The organism is Vibrio sp. 10N.247.310.23 (assembly GCF_041467155.1).
GTDB lineage: Bacteria > Pseudomonadota > Gammaproteobacteria > Enterobacterales > Vibrionaceae > Vibrio > Vibrio crassostreae_C.
This window is the reverse complement of sequence record NZ_JBFSTZ010000001.1, coordinates 257,035-270,362: the sequence shown is the minus strand read 5'-3', so window position 1 is coordinate 270,362 and position 13,328 is coordinate 257,035. Positions and strand designations below refer to the sequence as shown.

Annotated in this window: 14 protein-coding genes; 3 read left to right on the top strand and 11 right to left on the bottom strand. The window is 44.6% G+C overall.

Going from position 1 to position 13,328, the window contains the following annotated elements:
- Positions 1–3: 3 nt before the first annotated feature.
- From tolR to aspS, 11 genes are all read right to left on the bottom strand, one after another.
- On the bottom strand, positions 4–447 hold the full coding sequence (gene tolR / locus AB6D93_RS01160; protein ID WP_017062072.1) for a protein TolR: 444 nt from the start codon (positions 445–447) through the stop codon (positions 4–6).
- A 3-nt stretch (positions 448–450) separates the two neighbouring features.
- The gene (tolQ, locus tag AB6D93_RS01155) at positions 451–1,134 is read right to left on the bottom strand and encodes a protein TolQ (protein WP_017063515.1); all 684 of its coding nucleotides are present in this window, start codon (positions 1,132–1,134) and stop codon (positions 451–453) included.
- Positions 1,124–1,561, bottom strand: a complete 438-nt coding sequence (gene ybgC / locus AB6D93_RS01150; RefSeq protein ID WP_017062074.1) for a tol-pal system-associated acyl-CoA thioesterase — start codon at positions 1,559–1,561, stop codon at positions 1,124–1,126. Before ybgC ends, tolQ begins: the two co-directional genes overlap by 11 nt.
- 172 nt (positions 1,562–1,733) lie before the next feature.
- Positions 1,734–2,036, bottom strand: coding sequence for a cyd operon protein YbgE (gene ybgE, locus AB6D93_RS01145; protein WP_017067532.1), 303 nt, complete (start codon positions 2,034–2,036; stop codon positions 1,734–1,736).
- A complete protein-coding gene (gene cydX, locus AB6D93_RS01140) occupies positions 2,029–2,136 on the bottom strand; it encodes a cytochrome bd-I oxidase subunit CydX (protein ID WP_000270284.1) in 108 nt (35 codons plus the stop codon). Before cydX ends, ybgE begins: the two co-directional genes overlap by 8 nt.
- Before the next feature lie 31 nt (positions 2,137–2,167).
- Positions 2,168–3,304, bottom strand: coding sequence for a cytochrome d ubiquinol oxidase subunit II (gene cydB / locus AB6D93_RS01135; protein WP_017067531.1), 1,137 nt, complete (start codon positions 3,302–3,304; stop codon positions 2,168–2,170).
- A gap of 13 nt (positions 3,305–3,317) precedes the next feature.
- Positions 3,318–4,904, bottom strand: a complete 1,587-nt coding sequence (gene cydA, locus AB6D93_RS01130) for a cytochrome ubiquinol oxidase subunit I (protein ID WP_102332483.1) — start codon at positions 4,902–4,904, stop codon at positions 3,318–3,320.
- A gap of 552 nt (positions 4,905–5,456) precedes the next feature.
- Positions 5,457–6,473 carry a Holliday junction branch migration DNA helicase RuvB gene (gene ruvB, locus AB6D93_RS01125; protein WP_017062078.1) on the bottom strand — a complete coding sequence of 339 codons (1,017 nt, stop codon included), beginning with the start codon at positions 6,471–6,473 and terminating at the stop codon, positions 5,457–5,459.
- Between the two features lie 103 nt (positions 6,474–6,576).
- Entirely contained in the window at positions 6,577–7,188 is a 612-nt protein-coding gene (gene ruvA, locus AB6D93_RS01120) for a Holliday junction branch migration protein RuvA (protein WP_017062079.1), read from the bottom strand.
- Between the two features lie 153 nt (positions 7,189–7,341).
- Positions 7,342–7,863, bottom strand: coding sequence for a crossover junction endodeoxyribonuclease RuvC (ruvC, locus tag AB6D93_RS01115; RefSeq protein WP_008219936.1), 522 nt, complete (start codon positions 7,861–7,863; stop codon positions 7,342–7,344).
- Positions 7,864–8,022: 159 nt separating this feature from the next.
- Positions 8,023–9,795 (bottom strand): aspartate--tRNA ligase, encoded by a 1,773-nt coding sequence (aspS, locus tag AB6D93_RS01110; RefSeq protein ID WP_065585130.1) that lies wholly within the window; start codon positions 9,793–9,795, stop codon positions 8,023–8,025.
- A gap of 314 nt (positions 9,796–10,109) precedes the next feature.
- Between aspS and AB6D93_RS01105 the strand changes: the two genes are divergently transcribed.
- The 3 genes from AB6D93_RS01105 to cmoB all read left to right on the top strand — a co-directional run bounded on the left by AB6D93_RS01105 (position 10,110) and on the right by cmoB (position 13,041).
- Positions 10,110–11,015, top strand: coding sequence for a DUF72 domain-containing protein (locus tag AB6D93_RS01105; protein WP_102332484.1), 906 nt, complete (start codon positions 10,110–10,112; stop codon positions 11,013–11,015).
- A gap of 139 nt (positions 11,016–11,154) precedes the next feature.
- Positions 11,155–11,883, top strand: coding sequence for a carboxy-S-adenosyl-L-methionine synthase CmoA (gene cmoA, locus AB6D93_RS01100; RefSeq protein WP_017062083.1), 729 nt, complete (start codon positions 11,155–11,157; stop codon positions 11,881–11,883).
- 186 nt (positions 11,884–12,069) lie between these two features.
- Positions 12,070–13,041 carry a tRNA 5-methoxyuridine(34)/uridine 5-oxyacetic acid(34) synthase CmoB gene (gene cmoB, locus AB6D93_RS01095; protein WP_017062084.1) on the top strand — a complete coding sequence of 324 codons (972 nt, stop codon included), beginning with the start codon at positions 12,070–12,072 and terminating at the stop codon, positions 13,039–13,041.
- Positions 13,042–13,328 lie beyond the last annotated feature (287 nt).

Here is a 13,328-nt window from a genome sequence, read left to right as displayed (position 1 = left end):
GAGCTATTCCCTTATATCCGTTAAAAGGCCAACCTTTGGCACACCTGCACGGCTTAATTCATCAAGTAATAAAACCACTTCAGCGTATGGCGTTGCGGCATCACCGCCAACCGCCACTGGAGAATTCGGCTTCAAAGACAACTCAGCTTTTACTCGGACGATAATATCTTCCATGGATAAGCCACGTTGTACTTCTTCGTCATTCACGCTCAAACCAAGCTCACCGTCTTTGTTCACTTCAACGATAATAAAGCTCGCGTTGTCGTCACCCAGTAGGTCTTGTGCCGATTTAGCCGTTGAAGCCTGAGGCAATTCAACGTCGACACCTTGAGTAACAAACGGCGAAGTCACCATAAAAATGATCAGCAAAACAAGCATAACGTCGATGTAAGGTACAACGTTAATCTCTGCTGTCATTTTGCGTTTTTTAGGTTGGTATCCAGCCATCTATTATTCCCTGCCAGCCATCGCTTGACGGTGAAGAATACTGTGAAACTCTTCAGAGAAAGTCGCGTAGTTGTGTTCTAGCTTGCCTACTCGGCTGCTGAAGCGGTTGTACGCCATTACCGCTGGAATCGCAGCGAATAGACCCATTGCTGTTGCGATCAGTGCTTCTGCAATACCAGGAGCAACCATTGCGAGCGTCGCTTGCTTCACTTCACCTAATGCGATGAATGAGTGCATGATGCCCCAAACCGTACCAAATAGGCCGATGTATGGGCTGATAGAGCCAACGGTCGCCAAGAAAGGTAAGTTAGTTTCTAGTTCATCAATCTCACGAGCAACGGCAACGCGCATCGCACGGCCAGTGCCTTCCATAATGAAGTCAGGTGATGTTGCATTCGATTTACGAAGGCGAGCGAACTCAGTAAAGCCTGCGTAGAAAATTTCTTCAGTACCAGAAAGCTCGTCTTTGCGTTTGTTGCTCTCTTGGTACAGTTTTGCAAGATCAACGCCTGACCAAAATTTGTCTTCAAACACTTCTGTTTGTTTAGAAGCTTGAGATAACACTTTACTTCTTTTTATGATCATCGCCCAAGAAACAACAGACATGCCCATAAGAGTCAGCATGACCATCTTAACTAGTAAACTAGCTTCTAAAATTAGGCCTAAGATTGAGATTTCAGCAGTCACTATTCGTTAGCTCCGTGAGAATAAATGTTGGCATTGCTTTGGGTTTCATTTTTTGATTATCGATACATGCTACCTTAACCATTGCTTTACACAATGCCTTGCCATCAGGATTTACGATCTCTTGACAGAAGACCAAGGTAGCTCGCTTCAACTCGTAAATATTTGTAATGACTTGTAAAGAATCATCAAGACGCGCGCCTTGAATAAAATCAATGTCCATATGTCGGACTACAAAACCGATGTTTTGTTCTAACAATACTTGCTGAGAAACGCCAATTGAGCGCAACATCTCAGTTCGAGCGCGTTCGAAAAACTTAAGATAGTTTGAATGGTATACAACGCCACCCGCATCGGTGTCTTCGTAATACACAGTCACTGGCCACGTAAATAGCTTAGATAATCCCTGCAATTTGCTACCACAATCCAAAACGATAAAGATCTCACTATAACCTAACTCCTTATCATTAATAGTATATCGCTGTGAATTTTTTGATTTGAGAGACGAAAAAAAAGGCCATCTGTATAAGATGACCTCTTTTTGGCTAAAAACCCAACAAGTATAAAGGCTCACGTTGTTATGAACCTAAATCCTTTGCCTTTTATAGAAGGCGCAGCGTCGTTAGGTAGAGCAAAATTGTGAGTGAAACATATGGGCTAAACAGTAGCTGCCACATCCAAGCTCTTGGCTTAAATCCGATACCGTAAACCATGCTTGAGCATACTGCCCAAATGAACATTGGCCCGATGATCGCGTTAAAGCCACCGATGCTTGTCGCATACGCTTCAGGATCCCACATCACTAAACCCACATGCATGAAACCCAATACTAGGGATAAGGCTCTAAGCAGAGTCTTATCCATTGGTTGATGCAGCTTAGCGATTTGCTCTGCGAGATTACTCACTGTCTTTGTCCATCATTTCTGAATGCTCTAGCCATAGAGCATTGATGATGCCGAATGCACATGCTAGAAGTACACCCAAAATCCATGCGAAATACCACATAAAATTTCTCCTAAGTTATTTAACTTCTAGCTTAGTAAGCTGAAACGTCGTTATCTTCGATGTGTTTCTTATCTAGACGACCGAACATTTTGTAGTATGTCCAAGTTGTGTAGCCAAGAATCACAGGAACCATTACCGCCGCAACGACAGTCATAAGACCAAGCGTTAGCTCACTCGCTGTTGAATCCCACATAGTCAAGCTTTGGTTAGGGTTCAGGCTTGATGGCATTACGAATGGGAACATTGCAAAACCAGCCGTTAGAATAACACCAGCGTTCGATAGGCTTGAGAACAAGAATGCGAAACCACCACGCTCAAAGCGAGATGCAATCACAGCAAGCAGTGGCATTGCTACACCAAGGATCGGCGCAGCCCACATTGCTGGATAAGTTTCGAAGTTTGTCATCCAAGCACCCACTTGAAGTGATACTTCTTTGTTTAGTGGGTTTGAGTCAGCAAACGTATCGATAGTGCTCGTAATTACATAGCCTTCGATAGATTGAACCCAGAAACCACCAATAACGAATAGAGCAATAGCAATTAGGCCAGTGATCTGAGCAACGTTACGAGCACGAGCGTGCAGCGCTTCTGTTGTCTTCATTTGAAGCCATGTTGCACCTTGCATCACGAACAACATCAGAGCCAACACACCACAAAGCAATGCAAATGGGTTAAGCAGAGCGAAGAACGTACCATGGTACTTAGACATCATAAATTCGTTCAGTTCAAATGGAACACCTTGTAGTAGGTTACCAAATGCCACACCGAAAATGATTGGTGGTACTGCGCCACTAAAGCAAAGTGCATAGTCCCAAGTTTTGCGCCATTTTGGATCTTCGATCTTAGAGCGGTAGTCAAGTGCAAGTGGACGTAACCAAAGCGCTGCTAACGTCGCGTACATTGCGAAGTAGAAGCCAGAAAACGACGTTGCGTAAACCAGTGGCCATGCAGCAAACAATGCACCACCCGCAGTGATAAGCCAAACTTGGTTACCATCCCAGTGAGGGGCAATCGTGTTTAGCATAATACGACGTTCAGTGTCGCTCTTACCGATAACAGGTGACAGAGCGGCAACACCCATATCAAAGCCATCAGTTACGGCGAAACCAACCAGTAGAACACCGATCAATACCCACCAAATAAGTCGTAAGCTTTCGTAATCAAACATAATATTCCCTCACTTATACTTCAACTGAACGGCTAACTTTGTCTTCAACAGAGTTATCGTTTTGTTCGAAGTGGTAACGGCCTGTCTTCAAGCTACTTGGACCTTTACGTGCGAATTTCAGCATTAGGTAAACTTCAGCAATCAAGAACACTGTGTAAAGTGCCAGGATAGCGAATAGAGAAGTCCAAAGCTGTTCAATAGTCAGTGCTGATGCAGCAACGTTAACCGGTAGGATTTCACCAACCGCCCATGGTTGACGACCAAACTCAGCAACGAACCAACCTGCTTCAATCGCAATCCAAGGAAGTGGGATTGAGAATAGCGCAGCTTTAAGTACCCATGGTTTCTGTTCGATTTTCTGACGACACGTTTGAACAAACGCAGCACCGAATACAAACAGCATGATGAAGCCACAAGCAACCATCAGACGGAATGACCAGAATAGAGGCCAAACTGTTGGGATAGAATCATCCGCAGCCATTTGGATTTGGTCTTCAGTTGCATCAACAACGTCGTCTGTGTAGCGCTTAAGAAGCAAGCCGTAACCTAGGTCACCTTTCACTTCGTCGAACGCAGCCATGTTTTCTTCAGACTTATCGCCTGCACGTAGATTTTCAAGCAGCTCGTACGCGTACATACCAGTACGGATACGATCAACGTGGTCATCACGTAGGTCACGTAGGCCCGTTACTTCAGTATCAAGCGAACGCGTTGCGATGATACCCATTACGTAAGGAATTTTAATTGCGTAGTCAGTATTCATTGTCTCTTGGTTTGGAATACCAAAAACAGTAAATGCGGCTGGTGCTTCTTCAGTGTGCCATTCCGCTTCTACAGCAGCGAGCTTCACTTTTTGAACTTCACCAAGCTCGTAACCAGATTCATCACCTAGTACGATTACTGACAAGATCGCCGCCATACCGAAAGACGCTGCAATCGCGAAAGAGCGACGAGCAAAGGCAAGGTCACGACCTTTAAGAATGTAGTATGAGCTGATACCAAGGATGAACATTGCACCCGTTGTGTAACCAGAAGCTACTGTGTGTACGAATTTAACTTGTGCTACTGGGTTTAGTACAACTTCAGCGAAGCTCACCATTTCCATACGCATAGTTTCAAAGTTAAATTCCGCACCCACTGGGTTTTGCATCCAGCCGTTTGCTACCAAGATCCAAAGCGCAGAGAAGTTAGAGCCAAGTGCTACTAACCAAGTTACCGCTAAGTGCTGACGCTTTGACAGTCTGTCCCAACCGAAGAAGAATAGGCCAACAAAAGTAGACTCTAGGAAGAATGCAACAAGCGCTTCGATAGCTAGCGGAGCACCAAAAATGTCGCCAACATAGTGAGAATAGTAAGACCAGTTAGTACCAAACTGGAACTCCATGGTTAAGCCTGTCGCTACACCAAGAGCAAAGTTAATACCAAACAATTTACCCCAGAACTTGGTCATGTCCTTGTAAATTTGCTTGCCAGTCATTACATAAACTGACTCCATAATGGCAAGTAGAAATGCCATACCTAAAGTCAGTGGAACAAATAGGAAGTGATACATCGCTGTAAATGCAAACTGCAATCGCGACAGATCAACAACATCAATCATGGTAACTCCTTTGTGTCGGCTGAATGACACTTGTGTGATTATTCACCGCAAAAATCCATGTTAAAACAATTTATGTAATTGTTATTACAAATTGAAATTTGTAGCAAAAACGTACCGTTATAGTTAGATTATTGTTAAGCATGAGCTAATATAGCTGGCGCTAATATTACTGGTAAAATCAGTATGTTTCAAAAGGTTTATGGGAGAACCCTGCGTTGATTTGTATCAAATTTATTTGAGCAAATTAGAGTTATTTTTGTACAATTATGATTAAAATCACACCAATTATGCTTATCTTAATAACAGCGCATGATATCTGTGACAAATGCTCAGCACCGCCTCAACATCCGAATTACAACTACCTATAAAGTATTAACAAAAAATATGACAACTTATTTCATTTCCTGTTATCTAAATCAAACCTGAAATCAAAGTTTCCATTTTTGAAGCTCCCTTTTCGATCTTTTTATCGACTCGCTCAAAGAGTTGTTATTCAGTAAAAAGCAAAAAAAACCAGCGCTTATGCAACTGGGATCTTTAAAAATGAATAATTTAACGATTGGAGGGTTTATCTATTCCAAAGTGTAAATACGCTCTGTCGGTCGCGATTCGACCTCTTGGCGTCCTTTGTAGGTAACCTTGTTGAATCAAGTAAGGTTCTAACACATCTTCAATAGTGTCTCTCTCTTCACCAATCGCGGCAGCCATGTTGTCGATACCTACCGGACCACCACCAAACTTCTCCATAATCGCCAGCAGAAGCTTTCTATCCATGTAGTCGAAACCTTTAGCATCGACATCCAACATGTTTAGCGCTTTGTCAGCAACCTCCGGACAAATATGCCCGTCGCCTTTTACTTCCGCATAATCACGAACACGGCGCAGTAGACGGTTAGCAATACGTGGCGTACCACGAGCTCGGCGAGCAACTTCTAGCGCCCCTTCGGACTCCATAGAAAGACCAAGGCAATCTGCACTGCGCTGAACGATGTTTTGTAGATCTTCAACCTTGTAGTACTCAAGACGCTGAGTAATACCAAAACGGTCACGTAACGGCGATGTCAGTGAGCCAGCACGAGTGGTTGCGCCAATCAAAGTAAAAGGAGGAAGGTCAATCTTGATAGAGCGTGCCGCTGGGCCTTCACCAATCATGATATCTAATTGGTAGTCTTCCATTGCAGGGTACAACACCTCTTCAACCACAGGGCTTAAACGGTGAATCTCATCAATGAACAGGACATCATTTTCTTCGAGATTGGTCAGTAACGCCGCTAGGTCGCCTGCTTTTTCTAGAACAGGGCCTGAAGTCGTACGAATGTTGACATCCATCTCATTGGCAACAATGTTCGCCAACGTGGTTTTACCCAAGCCTGGAGGGCCAAATATCAACAGATGGTCGAGCGCCTCGTTACGCAGTTGTGCCGCTTTGATGAAAATCTCCATCTGGCCACGAACGTGATCCTGACCTTGATAGTCAGCCAGTGCTTTAGGGCGTATTGCACGATCAATGACATCTTCATCTTTGAATACTGGGTTATCCGGTGCAATAAGGCGATCGGCTTCAATCATAAATTCTGCTATTCCTAACTATGCTCTTGTTGACTCTGCGCTTCTTGACTCTGTGTAAAGGCAAAGTGAATGAGTCTATTTTGTCGAACAAGTATATTGGGTATTAAACCATCGATTTCAGAGCTTCGCGAATCAACTGTTCGCTGGTCATGCCATCTTTAGCCACTTGAGAAACCACCTTGGAAGCTTGAGTCGGCTTGTAGCCTAATGCAAGTAGCGCACTTACCGCTTCTTCTTCCGCGTCGTGAACGGTTGGCATAGAATCAATCGGAGCTGCATCTGTCGCTGGAGTAAACAAGTCACCCGCGCCCCACCCTTTCAGGCGGTCTTTCATTTCAACAACCAGACGTTCAGCGGTTTTCTTACCCACACCCGGAAGTTTAACCAGCGTCGAGATGTCTTCACGTTCAACACTTTGAACAAACTGGCTAGCCGTCATGCCTGAAAGAATGCCAAGGCCTAGCTTAGGGCCCACACCGTTCGCTTTGATCACTTCACGGAACAGCGCACGCTCTTTAACCGTGTTAAAACCATAAAGTAGCTGCGCATCTTCACGTACAACAAAGTGCGTGTAGATGATTGCCTCTTCGCCCACGTTTGGTAATTCGTAAAAACAGCTCATTGGCATTTGAACTTCATAGCCAACGCCACTCACTTCGATTAGTAATTCTGGTGGCTGTTTTTCTATTAATGTACCGCGTAGACGTCCGATCACAATTCACTCTCTTGATGGAATATAATTTGAGGGACAGAATATAAAAGAACTGGATGCTTATCCAGTTCTTTGTGTTTATTAAGATGATTTATTTAAGCTTGCTTAGCTTAAGAAACCGAATGATTCTGTCTTCAGAAACGCCATAGCCTATGGTTATCGGTAACGCCCTTTTCTTGCTCCTGTTGCTTTACCCGCAAGCGCTATCAAAGTTTTATTGGTGTTGGCGTGAGTGATCGCTACGCCTAGAGCATCGGCAGCATCGGCCTGTGGTTTAGCGGGTAACTTAAGCATGCTCATCACCATGTTCTGAACCATCGACTTATCTGCACCACCATTACCCGTCACCGCTTGCTTAATTAAACGAGCCGCGTATTCATGAACAGGCAAATCCGCATTTACAGCCGCTACGATCGCGCTGCCCCTAGCTTGCCCAAGCTTAAGCGCTGAGTCTGCATTCTTAGCCATGAAGACCTGCTCTATCGCAAACACATCCGGTTGGAACTGAGTAATAATTTCGCTCACACCTGCATAGATCTGCTTGAGTCGACCCGGCAACTCTTTTTCTGAGGTGCGAATGCAACCACTCCCTAAGTAATATAGGTGGCGGCCATTTTGACGAATAACACCGTAACCGGTAATGCGTGAGCCAGGGTCAATCCCTAAGATAATAGACATAACTTCAAATACTGATTATTTATACATGCTTTATGAGCTTAGTATATCGAACGCAAAAAAAAATGCCCGTCAAATTAACGGGCATTTTATTGTTCTACTACAAAATTTAGCTCTATCGAAAACTCAAAGCTTCAGTAGAAAGTTAGGCTAATCGCTTGATTAGTCTTCTTTCTTCGCTAGTTTAACTGCGATTGCTAGCTCTTCCAGTGATGCTGGGTTCGCTAGGCTTGGCGCGTCTGTCAGTAGACATGCTGCAGCTGTTGTTTTCGGAAATGCGATAACGTCACGGATGTTCTCAGTACCACAAAGCAGCATTGCTAGACGGTCAAGACCGAATGCTAGACCAGCGTGCGGTGGCGTGCCGTACTTAAGCGCTTCAAGTAGGAAGCCGAACTTCTCTTGTTGCTCTTGTGCTTCGATACCTAGGATACCAAATACCGCTGTTTGCATTTCTGCGTTGTGGATACGTACAGAACCGCCGCCTACTTCGTAGCCGTTGATTACCATGTCGTATGCATCAGAATTTGCTGCTGCTGGGTTCGCTTTTAGCTCTTCCGCGTTCACACCTAGTGGTGATGTGAATGGGTGGTGCATTGCGTGTAGGTTACCTTCGCCGTCTTCTTCGAACATTGGGAAGTCAACAACCCACAGTGGAGCCCATGCAGATGTGTCTGTTAGCTCTAGATCCGTACCTAGTTTAAGACGAAGTGCGCCCATTGCTTCAGCAACGATGCCCGCTTTGTCTGCGCCGAACAGAATGATATCGCCAGATTCAGCTTGAGTACGATCTAGAATACCGTTGATTACGTCTTCGCTTAGGAATTTAGCAACTGGAGATTGAATACCTTCCATGCCTGCAGCACGGTCGTTAACCTTCATCCAAGCTAGGCCTTTCGCGCCGTAGATGTTTACGTGTTCAGCGTAGCCGTCGATTTGCTTACGAGTTAGCTTAGCACCACCTGGAACACGGATAACTGCTACGCGACCTTTTTCGTCGTTAGCTGGGCCAGAGAATACCTTGAATTCAACATCTTTAACCAAGTCAGCAACGTCCACTAGCTCTAGTGGGTTACGTAGATCTGGCTTATCAGAACCGAAACGACGAATCGCTTCAGAGAAAGGCATTACTGGGAATTGACCTAGTTCAACATCTAGAAGTTCTTTCCACATATCGTGAACAAGCTTCTCAGTCACGTTACGTACTTCTTGAGAAGTCATGAAAGATGTTTCGATATCGATTTGAGTAAATTCAGGCTGACGGTCAGCACGTAAATCTTCATCACGGAAACATTTAACGATTTGGTAGTAACGGTCAAAACCAGACATCATCAGCAGTTGCTTGAAAAGCTGAGGAGATTGAGGAAGTGCGTAGAAGCTACCTTTGTGAACACGGCTTGGTACTAGGTAGTCACGAGCACCTTCTGGTGTCGCTTTCGTTAGTACTGGCGTTTCGATGTCTAGGAATAAGTTCTCATCTAGGAAACGACGAACGAAGCTAGAAGCACGTGCACGAAGCTTAATACGGTCGCTCATTTCTGGACGACGAAGATCGATGTAACGGTACTTAAGACGCTGCTCTTCAGAGTTCGTTTGGTTGAAGTCTAGTGGAAGCGCTTCTGAACGGTTAATGATCTCTAGACCCGTCGCGTAAAGTTCTACTTCACCAGTAGCCATGTCTTTATTTACTTGGCTGTCCGGACGAACTCGTACTTCACCAGTAAACTTGATACAGAATTCATTACGCAGTTGGTTAGCGATCGGGAAGATATCTTTCATATCTGGATCGACAACAACCTGAACGATGCCTTCACGATCACGCATATCAATAAAGATAAGACCGCCTAAATCACGGCGACGGTTTACCCAGCCGCACAATTCTACAGTTTGTCCCGCCAGGGACTTGTTCAGGTTACCACAGTAATGGGTACGCATAATGAATTTCCCAATCTCTTAATTATTTACTAATTTCCAAGCTGTCAGTGGTCATTCCACACAACAGAGCAAAGGAACATTTATACGCGGAAACTCGCTTAAAATCGACCTTCCACATTCGAATTTATTGTGTTTTATCTGGCTTTGCTGCTTTTTAGCCCATCAAGTGCGCAAAGATTCATCAAAACCGAAAAAATTGCGATAATTATATCTCGAAAGTACCTTAATCAGCAAAACTCTCGTAAAGTAGATTTTCGTTTCAACCCAAAAACTTTTTGTAATGACTGATGGCGTGATGGATAACGGTGTAATAGATGGATAATCGTGTAATAACAACAGAAACTTTACCTCTAAGACTTGGATTAACTATGTGGTCTCATTCTGAGTGGCAAAATCAGTTCTACGGTAAAGGCACCAAGCCTGCCGAACGCTTGGAAAAATACACCCAAGTTTTCCATACCGTTGAGGGCAACACCACCTTTTACGCTACGCCAAGTATGTCTACCGTTCACAATTGGAAAGCCGCCAGTCACGATGATTTCAAGTTCACCTTCAAATTGCCCAAATTCATCACCCACCAGCAACAACTGAGACACTGCCAAGCCGAACTCAAAGAGTTCTTGATGACGATGTCGCCACTGCATGACCGTATTGGTCAATGGACGATTCAGCTGCCGCACAGTTTTGAGCCCAGCATGCTGCCTGCCCTACAAAAGTTTTGCACCTTATTCCCAAAAGATATGCAGCTTGGCGTCGAAGTTCGACACTTAGGTTTCTTTGATAAGGGCGATGCGGAAAAACGCTTCAACCAATGGCTGGTTGAGGAAGGCATCAATCGCATCATCATGGACAGCCGCCCCGTTTTCTCTGCGCCACCCACCACAGAAGCGGTGATCGATGCGCATCAGAAAAAACCGCGTGTTCCTGTTCATGCAATTGCTACCGCCAATAACCCGATGATTCGATTTATTGGTCACCCAGACCAAGAACCTAATATTGAGTTTTTTAAGCCTTGGTTTGCCAAAATCCCAAACTGGCTTAATGAAGGCAAGCAGCCCTATTTAATGATCCACACCCCAGACAATAACCACGCACCTGAACTTGCGATTGCTATTTATAAGAGGCTACAAAAGCAAGTCTCTGAAAATACATCATTATTACTGCCCGAACTGGCTCAGTTTCCAGCTCAAAAAGGCAATCACCAAATCTCGATGTTTTAACCTCTCACTTGTAAGTAGCTTCGAACCTTGAGCTAAATCTCAGTTTTCGTGACAGTGGCGTTTTTTTTACGTAAAATACGCCCCCTTTTATTTGGTACGAATTTTGTGCCAATTACGCTGACTGTCGAGAGAAAATGCTATGAGCAACACAGACAATATCTTTTCCGCTCCTATTGATAAAATTGGAGACTTCACCTTTGATGCAAGGGTTGCTGAAGTATTTCCGGATATGATTCAACGTTCGGTGCCTGGCTATAGCAATATCATCTCTGCAATCGGCATGCTGGCTGAGCGCTTTGTAAAGCCACACTCAAATATTTACGACCTTGGCTGCTCGCTTGGTGCTGCGACACTTTCTATGCGTCGTCACATTCAGCAAGAAGGCTGCACGATTTTCGCGATCGATAATTCAGAAGCCATGGTTGAGCGCTGCAAATTGCACGTAAATGCTTACCGCAGTGACACACCGGTAGAAGTGATTGAAGCCGACATCCGTGAAGTGGAAATCAAAGACGCTTCTGTTGTGGTGCTTAACTTTACGCTGCAATTTCTTTCTCCAGACGATCGATACGCTCTGCTTGAGAAAATTCATGCTGGCTTGCGCCCAGGCGGGATCTTAATCCTGTCAGAAAAATACGTATTCGAAGATGAAAGCTCAAATGAACTGCTTATCGACCTGCACCATGATTTCAAACGTGCTAACGGGTACAGCGAGCTAGAAGTAAGTCAGAAACGTAGCGCAATTGAAAACGTGATGCGCCCGGATTCGATCCCTGTTCACAGAGAGCGATTTGATAAGATTGGCTTCTCAAGCAGCGAAGTCTGGTTCCAATGTTTCAACTTTGGTTCAATGTTCGCGATAAAGTAAACATTTTAGATTACGTAACCGTCGCGACACCGTTAGCACGTACTAAAATGTCATCCTCAAGAGCGAGGAACAAACGAATTGGGGATCTCTTATCAAACACGATAAACGAGATTCCCTAGCATGTTTGTCCACACTCTTAATGGAGTGACAAATTTAATTTCTACACCACCAACTCAGTGAAAACCTATGTTTAATTTTGCCAATTTTTATCAACTTATTGCCCAAGATACTCGCCTTCAGCCATGGCTAAATGTCCTGCCACAGCAACTGACCGATTGGCAAAATGCAGAGCACGGTGACTTTGACCGCTGGCTACGTGCACTAAACAAGATTCCACAAGACGTGCCAGATCAAGTTGACCTGAAAAATTCAGTGACGATTGGTAGTTCTACGCCATACCACACAGGCGAACTGAAAAAGCTAGAAAGCTTATTGAAGACTTTCCACCCGTGGAGAAAAGGTCCTTACACGGTTCACGACATTCATATCGATACAGAATGGCGCAGTGACTGGAAATGGGATCGTGTGCTTCCACATATCTCACCACTTAAAAACCGTTCTGTGCTCGATGTAGGTTGTGGCAATGGTTACCACATGTGGCGCATGCTTGGCGAAGGCGCTCGTCTTACAGTAGGTATCGACCCTTCTCACCTTTTCTTGGTTCAGTTTGAAGCGATCCGTAAGTTGATGGGCGATGACCAACGTGCGCACCTTTTACCTCTAGGTATTGAACAACTACCAAAACTGGAAGCGTACGACACTGTATTCAGCATGGGCGTGCTATACCACCGTCGCTCTCCGCTTGATCACTTGATTCAACTGAAAGACCAATTGGTGTCTGGCGGTGAATTAGTGCTTGAAACCTTAGTGATTGAAGGCGATGAAAATGCAGTTCTGGTTCCTGTTGACCGTTACGCGCAGATGAGAAACGTGTACTTCTTCCCCTCTGCTCGAGCTCTGAAACGCTGGCTTGAACAGGTCGGCTTTGAAGACGTGCGCATCGTGGATGAGAATGTCACGACAATCGGCGAGCAACGCACGACAGAATGGATGACACACAACTCTCTACCAGATTACTTAGACCCGAATGATCCAAGTAAAACGGTTGAAGGTCACCCAGCACCAAGACGTGCCATTCTTGTGGCGACCAAGCCATAAATGTGATGCCCGAAAGCCATTATTTAGCCGATAACAGAGTAATGGCTTTTTGGTGGCTACAGCGCCACCTTTTGCTTCGCTGTGAGCTTTCACAAAAATGCGCGCAAATTGAACAAAAATTGACTTATGCTTAATAAGCGAGCTATTTAAAATTACAATAATTGGCGTAGCGCTCACATTGCGATTCAATATGACCAGACTCTTACAATAGGATGCTTCACGCATCCTTTTTTGTGGGCTAAACTTCTAAATAGTCTGAACTATTCTCTAATTTCCAAAGGTTTTTT